General features: G+C 60.2%; 16 protein-coding genes and 1 riboswitch. Of the genes, 15 read left to right on the top strand and 1 reads right to left on the bottom strand.

Annotated features, from left to right (window positions below; translation table 11 throughout):
• The first annotated feature begins 5 nt into the window (after nt 1-5).
• From ACFO3S_RS11415 to spoVM, 5 genes are all read left to right on the top strand, one after another.
• A complete protein-coding gene (locus ACFO3S_RS11415; protein WP_378095543.1) occupies nt 6-773 on the top strand; it encodes a Stp1/IreP family PP2C-type Ser/Thr phosphatase in 768 nt (255 codons plus the stop codon).
• Nucleotides 770-2,863, top strand: coding sequence for a Stk1 family PASTA domain-containing Ser/Thr kinase (pknB, locus tag ACFO3S_RS11420; RefSeq protein WP_378095545.1), 2,094 nt, complete (start codon nt 770-772; stop codon nt 2,861-2,863). Before ACFO3S_RS11415 ends, pknB begins: the two co-directional genes overlap by 4 nt.
• Before the next feature lie 114 nt (nt 2,864-2,977).
• Entirely contained in the window at nt 2,978-3,883 is a 906-nt protein-coding gene (gene rsgA, locus ACFO3S_RS11425; RefSeq protein WP_378095548.1) for a ribosome small subunit-dependent GTPase A, read from the top strand.
• 1 nt (nt 3,884) lies between these two features.
• Complete coding sequence (rpe, locus tag ACFO3S_RS11430; RefSeq protein WP_378095551.1) at nt 3,885-4,529, top strand: ribulose-phosphate 3-epimerase; 645 nt, start codon at nt 3,885-3,887, stop codon at nt 4,527-4,529.
• A 104-nt stretch (nt 4,530-4,633) separates the two neighbouring features.
• Nucleotides 4,634-4,714: a stage V sporulation protein SpoVM gene (gene spoVM / locus ACFO3S_RS11435; protein ID WP_041064529.1), complete on the top strand. Its 81-nt coding sequence runs from the start codon at nt 4,634-4,636 to the stop codon at nt 4,712-4,714.
• A 70-nt stretch (nt 4,715-4,784) separates the two neighbouring features.
• Here the strand turns inward: spoVM and rpmB are convergent, their stop codons facing one another.
• Nucleotides 4,785-4,973, bottom strand: coding sequence for a 50S ribosomal protein L28 (rpmB, locus tag ACFO3S_RS11440; protein ID WP_372636595.1), 189 nt, complete (start codon nt 4,971-4,973; stop codon nt 4,785-4,787).
• Nucleotides 4,974-5,173: 200 nt separating this feature from the next.
• Here rpmB and ACFO3S_RS11445 point away from each other — a divergent pair, with 200 nt between their 5' ends.
• From ACFO3S_RS11445 to ACFO3S_RS11490, 10 genes are all read left to right on the top strand, one after another.
• The gene (locus tag ACFO3S_RS11445; RefSeq protein WP_378095555.1) at nt 5,174-5,533 is read left to right on the top strand and encodes an Asp23/Gls24 family envelope stress response protein; all 360 of its coding nucleotides are present in this window, start codon (nt 5,174-5,176) and stop codon (nt 5,531-5,533) included.
• A 104-nt stretch (nt 5,534-5,637) separates the two neighbouring features.
• Entirely contained in the window at nt 5,638-7,452 is a 1,815-nt protein-coding gene (locus ACFO3S_RS11450; protein ID WP_378095557.1) for a DAK2 domain-containing protein, read from the top strand.
• A 28-nt stretch (nt 7,453-7,480) separates the two neighbouring features.
• Nucleotides 7,481-8,338, top strand: coding sequence for a DegV family protein (locus tag ACFO3S_RS11455; RefSeq protein ID WP_378095560.1), 858 nt, complete (start codon nt 7,481-7,483; stop codon nt 8,336-8,338).
• Between the two features lie 31 nt (nt 8,339-8,369).
• Nucleotides 8,370-10,421 (top strand): ATP-dependent DNA helicase RecG, encoded by a 2,052-nt coding sequence (gene recG / locus ACFO3S_RS11460; protein ID WP_378095563.1) that lies wholly within the window; start codon nt 8,370-8,372, stop codon nt 10,419-10,421.
• Between the two features lie 43 nt (nt 10,422-10,464).
• Nucleotides 10,465-10,797 (top strand): stage VI sporulation protein F, encoded by a 333-nt coding sequence (locus ACFO3S_RS11465; RefSeq protein ID WP_378095566.1) that lies wholly within the window; start codon nt 10,465-10,467, stop codon nt 10,795-10,797.
• A gap of 299 nt (nt 10,798-11,096) precedes the next feature.
• Nucleotides 11,097-11,211, top strand: a riboswitch (TPP riboswitch).
• Nucleotides 11,212-11,327: 116 nt separating this feature from the next.
• Nucleotides 11,328-12,371: an ABC transporter substrate-binding protein gene (locus tag ACFO3S_RS11470; RefSeq protein WP_378095568.1), complete on the top strand. Its 1,044-nt coding sequence runs from the start codon at nt 11,328-11,330 to the stop codon at nt 12,369-12,371.
• Between the two features lie 132 nt (nt 12,372-12,503).
• Entirely contained in the window at nt 12,504-12,806 is a 303-nt protein-coding gene (locus ACFO3S_RS11475) for a thiamine-binding protein (RefSeq protein ID WP_378095570.1), read from the top strand.
• Entirely contained in the window at nt 12,796-13,587 is a 792-nt protein-coding gene (locus ACFO3S_RS11480) for an ABC transporter permease (RefSeq protein WP_378095573.1), read from the top strand. Before ACFO3S_RS11475 ends, ACFO3S_RS11480 begins: the two co-directional genes overlap by 11 nt.
• Nucleotides 13,584-14,375 carry an ABC transporter ATP-binding protein gene (locus tag ACFO3S_RS11485; protein WP_378095575.1) on the top strand — a complete coding sequence of 264 codons (792 nt, stop codon included), beginning with the start codon at nt 13,584-13,586 and terminating at the stop codon, nt 14,373-14,375. Before ACFO3S_RS11480 ends, ACFO3S_RS11485 begins: the two co-directional genes overlap by 4 nt.
• Before the next feature lie 173 nt (nt 14,376-14,548).
• Complete coding sequence (locus ACFO3S_RS11490; protein WP_378095578.1) at nt 14,549-14,917, top strand: 4-fold beta flower protein; 369 nt, start codon at nt 14,549-14,551, stop codon at nt 14,915-14,917.
• Nucleotides 14,918-15,397 lie beyond the last annotated feature (480 nt).

A 15,397-nucleotide genomic window follows, 5' to 3' on the forward strand; every position in this document is an offset into this window, starting at 1 on the left:
GCGAGATGTTAACGGTATTGCGAAGTCATGTCGGCAAAGTCCGGCAGGTCAATGAGGATCAGGCTTGGTGCGGCGTTCTGCCGGGCGCTTGGACGGCGGCGATCGTGGCCGACGGGATGGGAGGCCATCGCGCCGGCGACGTGGCCAGCTCGCTGGCTGTGGACAGCCTGGTCCAATCGCTGCAGGCTTGGGAGCACTCGGCGGCGGTAGCGGATAGCGTCCCCAAGCTGAAAGAGATCATACGCCAAGCGAACAAAACCGTCTTCGATACGGCGGCGCTCAACGACCAGTACCATAATATGGGCACGACCGTCGTTATGGCGCTGCTGCGCGGAGATGCCGGGCTCATCGGCCATATCGGCGACAGCCGGGCCTATCGCTTGCGGGAGGGGAGGCTGGAGCTGCTGACCGAAGACCATACGCTGGTCAACGAGCTGGCGAAGTCCGGCCAGCTCAGCCCGCAGGAGGCCGCCCATCACCCCCGCAAAAACGTGCTGACCAGGGCGCTGGGGACCGATCGCGAGGTCGAGGCCGACGTCCGGCTGATCGACTGGCGAAGCGGGGACGTCCTGCTGCTGTGCAGCGACGGGCTTAGCGGATTGGTGGAGCCTTCGGACGTTCTGGCGGCGCTGGAGCAGCCGGAGGCGCCTCTGGACCAGCAGGCTCAGCAATTGATCGATCTGGCCCTGGACGCGGGCGGAGACGATAACATTACCGTTGTGCTTGTCGCGGACGACGGGCGGGCATACGCTGCGGGAGGAGAATCGGCATGATCGGACATACGCTTGGCGGACGTTACGAATTGCTGGCTCGAGTCGGCGGCGGCGGCATGGCCCTCGTCTATAAAGCGAAGGATTTGCTGCTTAACCGCTTCGTAGCGGTGAAGGTGCTGCGGCAGCAGTTCACCCACGACGACGACTTCGTCAAAAGGTTTCGGCGCGAGGCGCAAGCCGCCGCGTCCTTGTCCCATCCGAACATCGTAAGCATCTACGACGTCGGGCAGGTCGACGACACGCACTACATCGTGATGGAGTTCGTCGACGGCGCCAATCTGAACGAAATTATACGCGAACGGGCTCCCCTGCAGACAGAAGAAGCGGTGAAGATCGCCGCGCAAATCTGCGATGCGTTGGAACACGCCCATTATAATCAAATTATTCATCGCGATATTAAACCGCACAATATTCTGATCGGCCACAACGGCCGCGTCAAGGTAACGGATTTCGGCATCGCCCGGGCCGCTACCTCCTCGACGATTACGCAGACGGGGTCCGTCATCGGCTCGGTGCATTATTTCTCTCCGGAGCACGCCAAGGGGGTGGTCACCGGCGAGAAGTCGGATCTGTATTCGCTCGGCATCGTGCTGTATCAGATGCTGACCGGAAGGCTGCCGTTTCTGGGCGAAAGTCCGATCAGCGTCGCGCTGAAGCATCTGCAGGAGCCGTTCGAGCAGCCTCGACTGGTGAACCCGCACATTCCCCAGAGCGTGGAGAACATCATTTTGCGGGCGATGCGGAAAAACCCCCAGGAGCGCTACCAGTCCGCCAAAGAAATGCAGCGGGACCTGGAGACGTGCCTGCAGCCGCACAGAGTGAACGAGGCGGCCTGGCAGTACGAGAGCGACGACGAGGACGAGCAGGACAAGACGAGGGTCGTGCCGGCCATTCGGCCCGACATGCGCAATACGATCGAAGCCCCCGCCGTCAAAGTCTCCAATCCGGAGGAGCGCTGGAACGACGACGAGGACGACCGGAAGCGCAAGTGGGTGTTGCCTACCGTGCTCGGCATCATCGCGGCGGTGCTGATCGGCGTTCTGATCTGGGCGGTCGCCTTGCTTAAGGGCGTCACGAACGAGGACATCGAGGTTCCGAACGTTATTGGCAGAGAAGAGCAGGAAGCGATCGAAATTTTGACGACGGCCGGATTCCAGATTATGGATCCTACGCTGTACCAGGAAGTCGAGGACGAAGACGACGCCGGGGTCGTGATCGACCAGTCCAAGAAGGACGTCGTGGCCAAGGAAGGCTCCCTCATCCAGCTGACGGTCAGCAGGGCGAAGGATCTGCCGCTGATGCCGACGCTGAAGGGCTACAAATACGAGGAAGCGGTCGTTCAGCTTCAGCAGATGGGCGTGAATCCGGACAATATTTTGCCCGTCGAGAAGCATAACGAGAGCGAGCCGGGCACGGTGTTGGATCAGATTCCCGCAGCCGACACGAAATTCGATCCGACCTCGGCCGCGACGAAAATCACGCTCGTCGTCAGCAAGGGCGAGGAAGCGTTCCCGATGCCGGATCTGATCGGCAAGACCGAGGCGGAGGCCAAGGCGATGATCGAACGCGAAAATCTGGTGCTGCCCGAGAAAAACATTTTCCGGGAACCGAGCTATACGACGCCCAAAAATGAAGTGTTTAAGCAGTTCCCGGCTGAAAAGAACGAAATGGTGACGCCTAAAACCGAGGTGACGATCTGGGTCAGCAGCGGCTATCCGCCGGACGCCCTGGAGAAGAAGCTGACGGTCACCGTCTCTCCGGCGGTGGAAGGCCAGCCTAGCGATATCGAGATCGTCTACTCCGACGCGACGGGAGACAGCATCAAGCATGTGTCCAAGAAGATCAGCTCGACGACGTCGTTCCCGGTGAAGCTCATTTTGTCGCCGGATAAGACGGGGCTGATCACGATTACCCGGGACGGTCAATTTTTGAAATCCGAGCCGGTGTATTACGACGACCGAGACATTCCGGCCTCGAACACGCCGGATTCCGATCCGGGAGAGGGCGGCTCGGGCGAAGGAGATCCGACCGGGGAAGATGCCCATTCCGAATCTTCGGGCGATCTGTTCGGCGATGGCGGCGAGCACTGACGCGGGACTTTCCTCAGTCGCCCCGTGTTGGCTTCGCTCGAATTCGAGCGGCCGGCACCGGAACGCAAGCGAACGGGAAGCTTGCCGAATCGCGTTACAGAAGGAGGCGTGTGCGTGCCCGAGGGCATGATTTTCAAAGCGTTAAGCGGTTATTATTATGTGCAGCCTTCCCGCGGCGGGGAGCCGGTGCAGTGCCGAGGCCGAGGTATTTTCAAGAAACGGGGCGAATCGCCGCTCGTAGGAGACCGCGTCGTGTACAGCGAGACGCAGAACGGGGAAGGAACCGTCGAAGAAATTCATCCGCGAGCTTCCCAGCTTGCGCGTCCGCCGATCGCCAACGCCGATCTGGCCGTGCTCGTCTTCTCCGTCGTCAGACCCGAGCTGAGCCTCGTTCTGCTCGACAAGTTTCTCGTGCACGTGGAGCACGCCGGTCTGAACGCGCTCCTCGTCCTCACGAAGCTGGACCGGATTCCCGAAGGGGAGGAAGGCGAGCGGATTCGCCGCGAGGTCGAGCAGGCGGAGGCGCTGTACGGATCGATCGGCTACCGGGTGCTGAAGACGAGCGCTCACAAGGGCGAGGGGCTGGATGAGCTGAGAGCGGCGCTGGCCGGGCACGTCAATGTGCTGGCCGGTCAATCCGGCGTCGGGAAATCGTCCCTCGTTAACGCGCTCGTGCCCGAGCTGAAGCTGGAGACGAACGAAATCAGCGACAAGCTGGGGCGAGGCAAGCATACGACCCGGCACGTCGAGCTGGTTCCGCTGGCCGAAGGGGGCTTTCTGGCCGACACTCCGGGATTCAGCCAGTTGGATTTCGCCGAGCTCGGCATTGACGAGATCGGTTCCTGCTTCCGCGAATTCGCGGAACGGGCGCCTAACTGCAAGTTTCGAGGCTGCACGCACATTCACGAGCCGCAATGCGCCGTATTGGAGGCGAGAGCGCAGGGGCGGATCGCCGCAAGCCGATACGACAACTACGTCAGCTTCATGACGGAGTGGAAAGAAAACAAGCGGAGGTACTGACATGACGATTATCGCGCCTTCCATTCTCGCTTCGGACTTCTCCAAGCTCGGAGACGAAATCCGCAGCATCGAAGCTGCCGGGGCGGATTGGGTGCATATTGATATTATGGACGGCCATTTCGTGCCGAATCTGACGTTCGGTCCGCCGATCGTGGAGATGATCCGCCCGGTTTCGAAGCTGTTTTTCGACGTTCATCTGATGGTCGAAAATCCGCAATCGCTGTTCCCCGCGCTGGCCAAAGCCGGGGCGGAGCGCGTGACGGTGCATCCCGAAGCCTGCGTTCATCTGCACCGTACGCTGACGGAAGCCAAGGAACTGGGGATGAAGGCGGGGGTCGCCTTGAATCCGCATACGCCGCTGTCGGTGCTGGAATATATGCTCGACGAAATCGATCTGATTCTCATTATGACGATCAATCCGGGATTCGGAGGACAGAGCTTCCTGCCGGCCATGCTGCCCAAGCTGCGGGACTTGCGCGAGCTGCTGCGGCGCCGCGGCAAAGAGGACGTCCACGTTCAGGTGGACGGAGGCATCAACGCCGATACGGCCGCGCTCGTGAAGGAAGCCGGCGCGAACTCTCTCGTTGCGGGCACCTACATTTTCGGGCATCCGGACCGCGCAGCGGCGATCGCGTCCTTGCGCTGACAGTTGTCATAGGACAAATCTTCTCCTGCATACATTGGAATCAGTAGCGGCTTCGGCGAAAAAGAAGCTTGCGAGGGTTCAGCCTGCGGAGGAGGGATGGGACGATGAAGTTTTACACCATCAAGCTGCCGAAATTTTTGGGCGGCTTCGTCAAAGCGATTCTCAACACGTTTCACAAAAATTGACGCCTTGCAGTAGGCAAGCATAAAAAGAAAACCGTCAGACGCGTCTGACGGTTTTTTCCTCATGGTCATCTTATACGCGGGTTACCGCGCCGGATTTCAGAGCTTTGGCGCTGACATATACGCGCTTAGGCTTGCCGTTCACCAGAATACGCACTTTTTGTACGTTGACCCCCCAAGTACGGCGGGAAGTGTTGTTGGCGTGAGACTTGTGGTTGCCCGAGCCTGGCTTTTTCCCCGTGATATAGCATTTGCGAGCCATTCAAATACACCTCCTTGCCACGTCCATACAAATACTTCATTATCTTAGCATAGCGCGTATCCGGATGCAACGAAAAAAGCGTCATATCCGAGCTTTTGCGGGATAAACGCAAGAAATGACAGGATAACGGCTTCATTCTCCCGATTTTTTATAGTACAATGAGGTATAGTCCATAATAAGCCATAAAGGAGTGAGTTTCCATGCCTCTGCAGCTCGTCTCGGAGAACGGAAAGATTGATGTAGCTGATCAAGTCATCGCTATAGTTGCCGGTTCGGCGGCGTTGGATTGTTATGGACTGGTCGGCATGGCGTCCCGCAAAGGCCTGAAGGACGGGATCGCGGAGCTGCTGGGACGGGAAAATCTGTCGCGCGGCGTAGAGGTTCGGCACGAGGGCGAGCAGGTGCATCTCGACCTGTACGTCATCGTCAGCTACGGTACGAAAATATCCGAAGTGGCCCACAACATTCAATCCAAAGTGAAATACGTCCTGGAAGAAGTCGTCGGGCTGCGGGTCGATCAAGTGAACGTAAACGTTCAAGGAGTGCGGGTATTGAAGTAGCTTATTCTATAGGTTGTTCAAAAAGTCCATTTTTGATCGCGAAGTGATTCAGGAAGCGGATTCGAACTTTTTGAACGCTGATTTTAGGGAAGGGGAATTCATCATTGAGTAAGCGCTTCTTGAACGGAAGTGAATGGGCGGCCATGATCTTGCTCGGCGCGGAGAGGTTGTCCCGCAACGAGGAACGCGTCAACGCCCTGAACGTATTTCCCGTGCCGGATGGCGACACGGGAACGAATATGAATTTAACGATGTCGGCCGGCGTGGCCGAATTGAAAAATAAGCCGTCGGACGAGGTGGGCAGAGCTGCGGAAGTGCTGTCCAAAGGACTTCTGATGGGAGCGCGGGGCAATTCGGGCGTCATTCTTTCCCAATTGTTCCGCGGTTTTTCGCGTGCGATTGCGGGGCAGCGCGAGCTTACGGCGCCTCTGTTCGCGAATGCTCTGCAACAGGGAGTTGATACCGCTTACAAGGCGGTGGTCAAGCCGGTCGAGGGGACGATTCTTACCGTTGCCCGCGAAGCGGCCAGACACGGGCAGACGGCTGCGCGGAGAACGGCGGACTTGACGGAGTTCATGCGCGAGGTGCATGCCAAAGCGCTCGAGACGCTCGCCCGCACGCAGGAGATGCTGCCTGTGCTGAAGCAGGTCGGCGTCGTCGATTCCGGCGGGCAAGGTCTCGTCTATATTTACGAGGGCTTCGTCGACTACTTGAGCGGCAGCGCCGCGGACGGAGAGGCGCCGGTCCCCCGCGCGCCCGAAGCTAGTCCCGCGCCTGCGGCTTCTCCCGCGCATCCCGCGCAGGAACGCAAGCCGTCCGCCGCGGGAACGTCGGCCCAATCGAAAATCACGACGGAAAGCATCGCTTTCCCTTACGATATGGAATTTTTCATCCGGCGCTTTACGACGTCCGCTCCCTTCCCGGAGCGTTCGTTCAGGCAGGCGCTGGAGCGCGACGGGGACTCCATCATCCTCATCGAGGACGACGGCATCGTAAAGGTGCACGTCCATTCCCGCCGTCCCGGCGACGTGCTGAACCTGGCGCTGACGTACGGGGAGATTACCGATATTCACATTCTGAATATGCAGGAGCAGCATCGGGAGCTGCTCGCGCAGAAGCCGGATCCGGCTTCGCTGCCGCACGAGTCGCCGTCTTCTCCGGAAAGGCCGAAGGTCGACTACTCGCTTCCGGGCGTCGTCGACCTGCCTGCCGTTACCGCTTCTCCGGAGAGCGAGCCGAATCCGGACGTCTACGAGCTGGCCCCGTACGGCGTCGTAGCGGTCAGCGTCGGCGACGGGAATGCCGAGCTGTTCCGCAGCCTTGGCGTCGACATTGTGCTCTCCGGAGGCCAGAGCATGAATCCGAGCACCGAGGACTTGCTCGGCGCGATCACTTCCCTGTCGGCTCAACACGTGATCGTGCTGCCGAACAATCCGAACATCCTGATGGCGGCGAAGCAGGCCGCCGAGCTGGCGGAGCGTCCGGTAACCGTGCTCCCGACCCGCACGCTGCCGCAAGGCATGGCGGCGATGCTGGCGTTCCAGGAGAACGAGCCGGAGGACGCCAACATCGAGCGGATGACGAAGGCGTTCGAGCGGGTCGTCACCGGCTCGGTTACGAAGGCGGTCAGGGATACCGAGATGGACGGCGTCCAGATCAAGGAAGGCCATTACATCGGCATTCAGGACAAGAAGATCGTCGTATCGGACGAGAGTCTGACAGAGACGGCCCGGGCGCTGCTCGCCTCTCTTCTGGCGAACGGCGACGAGATTCTGACGGTGCTGACCGGCGAAGGCGCCGAAGCGGAACGCGTCGAGGAGCTTGAACGCTGGCTCGCCGAGACGTATCCGGATGCGGAGGTCGAGATTCACGACGGCGGTCAGCCCCTGTATCCGTATCTGTTCGCGGTTGAACCGTAAAATTCATGTGGGTTGGAGGAGACAGGCTATGGCATCGGTTGTTCTGGTCACGGACAGCACGGCGGACATTCCGCTGGCGACAAGGGAAAAGCTTGGCATCGAAATGGTGCCTCTGAAGGTGAACTTCGGCGAGGAAAGCTTTCTGGACAACATTACGCTGCAGCCGACGGAATTTTACAAGAAGCTGGTCGGATTCGGCAAGCTTGCGACGTCCTCGCAGCCGTCGCCGGCCGATTTTCACGAGGTGTACAAGAGGCTGACCGATGCGGGACATGCCGTCATTTCGGTTCAGCTTTCGAGCGCGATGAGCGGCACGTACCAGTCTGCGACCATCGCGCAATCGATGCTGGACGACGGAGCCGATGTGACGGTCATCGATTCGAAATCCGCGTCCTTCGGCTACGGCAAGATCGTCGTCCGGGCGGCGGAGATGGCGCAAGCCGGAGCGGGGAAAGAGGAGGTTCTGGCCGAGATCGAGCGCATGCGCAGGGAGCTCCGGCTTTATTTTCTCGTGGATACGCTGGAGTACTTGCAGAAGGGCGGGCGCATCGGGAAGGCTTCCGCCGTGCTCGGCTCGCTGCTGAACATCAAGCCGATTCTGTCGATCGACAAGGAAGGCTTCGTCTATCCTTTCGATAAGGCGAGAGGCCAGAAGAGGGCGATGTCGCGCATCTCCGAGGTGCTCGAATCCGATCTGAAGGATACGCCCGTGAACTTGACGATGGCGCTGACGCCAGGCTATACGGACGGCGCCGCAGAGATGGCGGAGCTGCTCAAAAGCAGACTGAACGTACAGGAGTACGGGGAGACGGAGATCGGACCGGTGATTGGCGCGCACGCGGGACCGGGAACGATTGGGCTGTTCGTATTCCCGCTTCATTCCTGATTCGAGGCAAGTTTATAAAGAGGTTGGTCAAATGTCGAATCATCTGTTCCAAATTCCTCTGACGAAACTTCAAGGCGTGGGCCCCCGGAAAGCGGGAGAGCTTCACGCCTTGGGCATTTCCACCGTCGGAGAGCTGATCGAATATTATCCGTTCCGGTACGAGGATTATCGGATCCGCGAGCTTAGCGAAGTGAAGGACGGCGAGAGGATTACCGTTCAGGGGACGATCGCTTCTCTGCCTTCGCTGCAGAGATACGGCGGGAAGTCCCGGCTGCTCTGCCGCGTGACGGTCGAAGCGACGCTCGTCACCGCCGTCTGGTTTAACCGGGCGTTCCTGAAGGAGCAGCTGACGATCGGGCGGGAAATTACGCTGACCGGTAAATGGGATCAGCGGCGCCGGCAGCTGACCGTAGCGGACTCGGAGTTTCCGGATCGGGGGGAAGCGAAGACGGGCACCTTGCAGCCGGTCTATTCCGTCGGAGGCGATATCACGCAATCCGCGATGAGGCATCTGATCGGCAAGGCGATGGCTCAGTTCGGCGAGCATATTCCCGAGATTCTTCCCGAGGAGCTGACGGACAAGCACGCTCTCATGGCCCGCAAGGAGGCGATCGCCCGAATTCATAAGCCGGAAAACACGAAGGAAGGGCAGGAGGCCCGGCGGCGAATGGTGTACGAGGAGCTGTTCCTCTTTCAATTAAAGCTGCAGGCTTACAGGGCTATGCATGCGAGGAAAACGGACGGACTCGCGCATGCCGTTAACAACGACGACATTCGGTCGTTCGTCGCCGCCCTTCCGTTCGAGCTGACCGGATCGCAGAAGCAGGTGATCAATGAGATTTTGCACGATATGAAGCAGCCGTACGTGATGAACCGGCTGCTGCAAGGAGACGTAGGCTCAGGCAAGACGGTCGTGGCGGCAGTCGCTCTGTATGCGACGGTGCGTGCCGGACACCAGGGCGCGCTAATGGTGCCGACCGAAATCTTGGCCGAGCAGCACGCGCGATCGCTGGGGAAGCTGTTCGAGCCGCACGGCATTCAGGTCGGACTGCTGACCGGCAGCTTAACCGAGCGAAGAAGGCGGGATCTGATCGCATCTCTGCAGATGGGGCTGCTCGATATCGTTGTCGGCACGCACGCGCTCATCCAGGAGGACGTCTTCTTCCGCAGCCTCGGCCTCGTCGTGACCGACGAGCAGCACCGGTTCGGCGTCAACCAGCGCAGCATTCTCAGGCGGAAGGGCATGAACCCGGACGTGCTGACGATGACCGCGACGCCGATTCCGCGAACGTTGGCCATTACCGTGTTCGGGGACATGGACGTGTCGACGCTGCGCGAGCGGCCGAAGGGACGCAAGCCGATCAAGACGTATGCGGTCAAGCACGAGATGATGGATCGGGTGCTCGGCTTCATCCGCAAGGAAGCGTCCGCCGGACGACAGACGTTCTTCATCTGTCCGCTGATCGAGGAGTCGGAGAAGCTGGACGTCCAGAACGCGATCGATCTGCATATCCAGCTGTCTCAGGCGCTGCCCGAGCTGGCTGTCGGGCTGCTGCACGGCCGGATGACCGCGGCGGAGAAGGAGGAGACGATGGCCGAGTTCGCCGCGGGCAGGACGCAGGTGCTCGTCTCGACAACGGTAATCGAAGTCGGCGTCGACGTTCCGAACGCCACGCTGATGATCGTCATGGATGCGGACCGGTTCGGCCTGTCCCAGCTCCACCAGCTGCGAGGGCGGGTCGGCCGGGGAGAATACCAGTCTTACTGCATTCTGATCGCCGATCCGAAGTCGGAGAACGGCCAGGAGAGAATGCGAGCGATGACGGTGACGGACGACGGGTTCGAAATTTCCCGCAGAGATTTGGAGATCCGGGGGCCGGGCGAGTTTTTCGGGACGAAGCAGAGCGGGATGCCGGAGTTCAGGCTGGCCAACCTGCTGAACGATTTCGAGTTGCTGGAGCAGGCGCGGGACGACGCGTCTGCGCTGACGTCCTCGGAGGCGTTCTGGTCCTCTCCTTCCTACGCGCCGCTGCGAGATTACTTGTCGCGCGAGGCGCAGCTGCGCGACGAGCCGCTGGACTAGCCCGACTGCGCGGCAGTCATCTCGCGTCTTCCCGTGGCATAAGATGTACCGAAGCGGCCGCAGGAAGGAGCGTGATCCTCTTTTGACCCAGAGCTATCAGAAGTTCGGCATTAAGACGGAATTCGTCGAGCGCGTCAAGCTGAAGATGAAAAACCCCGCCATCAAGGAAAAGATTAAAGGACATCTGGAGGGCGCGACGAAGTACGATCTTCAGGATCGCGCCAAAGTGCGAAGATGGGTGAAGACGTTCGCCAAAATATTGAACGAATCTCTCACGGAGGCTCAGGAAGATCAGCTCGTCAACTTCGTGATCGCCCAAAGAATCGACCCGAACAACATGCTCCATCTGCTGAAGCTGTATACGATGTTCAGATAGCGCCCGGGGGAGAAACGCCTTGCGAAACAAGGAGGAATCCCGGGGACATGTTGCGCGAAATGCGGCCGAAAAAGCGGTGTTGGCCTGGCCGCTGGCTGCTCCGGAGGGGCGGCCTCTTTTTTTTCGACGTTGAATCCGGAGTTCGCAGAGGACGGCAGCGCGGGCGCGATAGATTCCGTCTGCCTTCGCCGGCTGCCGCCCGAGGCGCCGCGCGTTCTGTCCGCCGCAGACGAGCGGGGGTGGACAAGGACGTTCGGTTTGCTATAATAAGGATTGTGCGTTGCGGGTTTCGACAATCGAATATGCCCCGGGGGAGCTGGACGACGGCCGGCTGAGAGTGCATCCCTATGAAGATGCAGACCCTTATCACCTGATCTGGTTAGTACCAGCGTAGGAAGGCGGGAGCGCGACGATGAATTCGCCGTGTCATTGTTCATGTTGGCTAATGAACGCCCTCCGGATCGGGGGGCTTTTTTTGATGGGTACGAAGCTCCTCTGCGCGCAAGCCTATAGGAGAGAGGGAACAAGAGATGAAGAGAAAAGCAAGAGCGTGGAAAGGGTTAGGGGTGTCGCTGCTGGCGGGAACGATGCTGCTGTCCGGCTGCGGGAGCCATAAAGGAGGAGAGGCGACCGGCAGCCCGTCGCCCGGCGCTTCCGAATCGGCGCCGGCCGCGGAGCTTAAAGAAGCGACGCTGGTGCTCGACTGGACGCCGAATACGAACCATACCGGATTGTATGTGGCCCGGGATTTGGGCCTGTGGGAAAAGCACGGGCTCAAGGTCGAGCTGATTTTGCCGCCGGAGGCGGGGGCGAGCGCGCTTGTTGCGAACGGCAAAGCCGAGTTCGGCGTCGGCGCCCAGGAGAGCATGATTCTGGCCAGGGAGCAAGGGCTTCCTCTCGTCTCCATCGCGCCGATCATTCAGCACAATACGTCCGGGTTCGCTTCGCCGGTGGACAAAGACATTAAGGAGCCGAAGGATTTCGAGGGCAAGACGTACGGCGGGTGGGGCTCGCCTGCGGAGAAGGCGGTCATCGAATCGATCATGAACGTGCAGGGCGCGGACGTGAACAAGGTGAATTTCGTCAACGCCGGAACGGCCGATTTCTTCACGGCAACGCAAAAGGGAATCGACTTCGAATGGATCTTCTACGCCTGGACCGGCATCGAGGCGGAGCTCAGAGGCGAGCCGGTCAACATGGTTTATTTGACCGATTACAGCGAGCGGCTCGATTACTATACGCCGCTGCTGTTGACGAACGAGAAGCTGATCCAGGAGGACCCGGAGCTGGTTCGCGCGTTTCTGGCCGGCGCGTCGGAGGGCTATCAGTACGCCATCGACAATCCGGACGCTGCGGCCGACGTTCTGATCGCGGCCGTTCCGGAAATCAACGCGGAGCTGGTGAAGGCGAGCCAGAAGTGGCTCAGTCCGAAATACCAGGACGATGCGCCGCGCTGGGGCGAGCAGAAGAGAGAGATTTGGTCCGGGTACGGCGAGTGGATGCTGGAGAACGGTCTGATGGAGAAGGAACTGAACTACGACGACATGTTTACGACGGAATTCCTGCCGCAATAAGACCGGTATCGGGCATCGGATGAACGCCGTCGCGAATATTCGGCCGGCCAAGCCGCCGCTGGGCCAGGACAAGGCGCTTGGCCCGGCCTGAAGAATTTCATCCGCTTAAGGATACAAAGGAGAGAGAAGAAGATGGCTCAAGCGCTGCTCAGCGTTCAGATCGTCCCGAAAATTAATCCCGGAGAAGATGTCATTCCCTATGTCGACGAGGCGATCGGCATCATCAAGGCGTCCGGTGTCCCCTATCGCGTAGGGCCGCTGGAGACGACGATGGAAGGGGAGCTCGATCAGCTGCTCGAGATCGTCAAGCGGATGAACGCCGCCATGATCGAGAGAGGCAGCCCGTCCGTACTGTCGCAAATCAAACTGGTCGTGGACGCGAAAGCGAACGCTTCGATGGCGCGTCTGCTGCAGAAATATCCGGATGGGCAGTAGGCGAGTTAGAGGCGCCGCGCTTCCCGTCGTCACGATTCTCGTGTGCCTGGCCGTCTGGCAGGCGGTATGCATGGCGTTCGACATCGATGTATACCGGCTCCCGGCTCCTTCCGACATCGCGGTGCAGCTGTATAAGGATGCCGCCGTGTTAGGCATGCACGCCCAGACGACGTTCGGTCTGGCGCTTGTCGGGCTGGGGCTGGGAACTGTCGTCGGCATCGCGGTGGCCGTGCTGCTGCACATCGTCCCTCCGCTGAAGACTGCGCTGTCCCCGCTGCTCGTGCTGTCCCAGAACGTTCCGTTGATCGCGCTCGGCCCGCTGCTGATCATCTGGTTCGGCTTCGGAACGACGCCGAAGCTTATTTTGCTCGTGCTGGTCTGTTTTTTTCCGATCGCGTTATCGATCCTGGTCGGTCTCGGCCAGGCGGAGCCGCACTTGCGGGAATACTTGGGGATGATCGGAGTCTCGCGGTGGGAGCGTCTGAGGAGGCTGGAGTTTCCGGCCTCGCTGACTTATCTGTTCTCGGGGCTGCGCATCGCGGCGACCTACGTCGTATCTTCGGCGATCGTCGCCGAGTGGCTGGGCGCCGGGGCGAACAGAGGCATCGGCTTCTACTTGAAGCTGAAGTTTAGCGGGTTTCAGCAGGCGGCCGTATTCGCCTCGATCGTCTGGATTGTTGTGATGAGCCTGCTGTTTTTCTACCTGGTCGTGTGGGCCGAGCGTCTCGTCATTCGATGGAGGCCGCGTTCGGAGCCGGAGTGGAAGGAGGCGGTGCCATGACGGCGAGCGACAACCGGGGAAGCACGCTGGAATTGAAAAGCATTCGCAAGTCTTACGTCAGGGGCAAGGAACGAATTCTCGTCCTGAACGACGTGTCGTTGACGGTAAGGGCGGGGGAATTCGTCTCGTTGATCGGGCCTTCCGGAAGCGGGAAGTCGACGCTGTTCCGGATGATCGGCGGTGTGGAGAAGCCGGATCAGGGACAGGTGCTGATCGACGGACAGGACCGCACCGGGCAGAGGGGGCTGATCAGCTATATGCCGCAGCAGGCTGCGCTGTTCCCCTGGCTGAAGGTGGAGGAGAACATCCGCTTTGCGCTCGTCTCGACCGGGACGCCGAAGCGGGAGGCGAAGGAGCAGGCGGGGCAGTGGCTGGAACGAATTCAGCTCGGACATGTGGCGAAGGAATATCCGCACGTTCTGTCCGGAGGCATGCAGCAGCGGGTCAGCTTTCTTCGCGCGCTGCTGATGCGGCGCAGCGTCATGTGTCTGGACGAGCCGTTTGCTGCGCTGGATGCCCTGACGAGGGCGGACATGCAGCGCTGGCTGCTCGAGCTGTGGGAGGCGGACAGACGCTCCGTGCTGTTCGTGACGCACAGCATCGAGGAGGCGTTAGTGCTGTCGGATCGGATCTACGTTCTGTCGCCGGCCCCGGCCGCCGTCCTGCGCGAGCTTGTCGTGCCGTTCGATCGGCCGCGGCGGGCCGACGTATGGACTTCGCCGGCCTTCGTCGAGACGAAGCAGGAGGTGCTTCGTCTGCTGGAGGCGGGGAAAACGGGCATTCATTAAACGCAGGATCGCGTGCCAAGGCTGGCGCGCGGTCTTTTTTTTCAGTGATCAAGCAAGTACCACGCCGATGAGGCGTCCAGATTGACGGGCGGCTCGGCAGAGCGTTCCGCCGAAGGGATGGAAGAACGGATCGACGGTGCTATAATGAAGAAAAAACAGAGGAGCTTCGCGAAATGAACGAATGGTACTTCGACCGGTACGGACAGGCTTCCTTCATCGTGGTGGAGAAGGAGAGATTCGTCAGCCGATACGGCCGCAACCTGGGCTGGATTCACCAGGGAAAGCAGGTGTTCAGTCTGACCGGACAGCCTCTCGGCTGGCTCGATAAAGGCGTGCTAAGAGACCGGGCAGGGGGGATTATCGCCTTTACCCGATGGGCGGGAACCTGGCTTTCTTCCGTTCCCGGGCAAAGCGGAGAGCCGTCTATGCCGTCGATCCCCGGTCCTCCGGCAAGGCCTGGCTTCGCCGGGACGATAACCGATCCCGGAGCGGGTGGATGGGCGAATAAGTCGGTTCGCGACTTTTTCGGCGCGGATCTGTAAGTGGGCGGGCAAGGGGCAATGTTGTCAGGTTAAGCCGTTGTCGTATGCGATCGACGGCATACGGTCGACGGTATGCGACCGATCGAAGGCGCGCAGCCTGCCGGCAACGTCTAACGGTTGCAGTGGCGCTTAATCGATCGTTTTCCCGAAAAAGGAAAAGCTAACGGTTGCCACCGCGCTTATTTTGGGGTTATCGAGCGAAACGCGCGTTTTCGGCTGAAATAGCCGCTGCCGCAACCGTTACAACCTCCGTACTGCGAAAATGGCACAATTAGCGGCGCTGACAACCGTTACGTTAGTGGGCTGGCGGGGGCTCGCGGGGTTGGCGTGTGTTGGCCTGGGCTGGCGGGGGCTCGCGGGGTTGGCGTGTGTTGGACTGGACTGGCGGGGGCTCGCGGGGTTGGCGTGTGTTGGCCTGGACTGGCGGGGGCTCGCGGGGTTGGTGTGTGTTGGCCTGGACTGGCGGGGATTGGCTTATTC

The sequence above is a fragment of the Cohnella hongkongensis genome (genome assembly GCF_042654645.1).
In the GTDB taxonomy this organism is placed as follows: Bacteria; Bacillota; Bacilli; order Paenibacillales; family Paenibacillaceae; genus Cohnella; species Cohnella hongkongensis.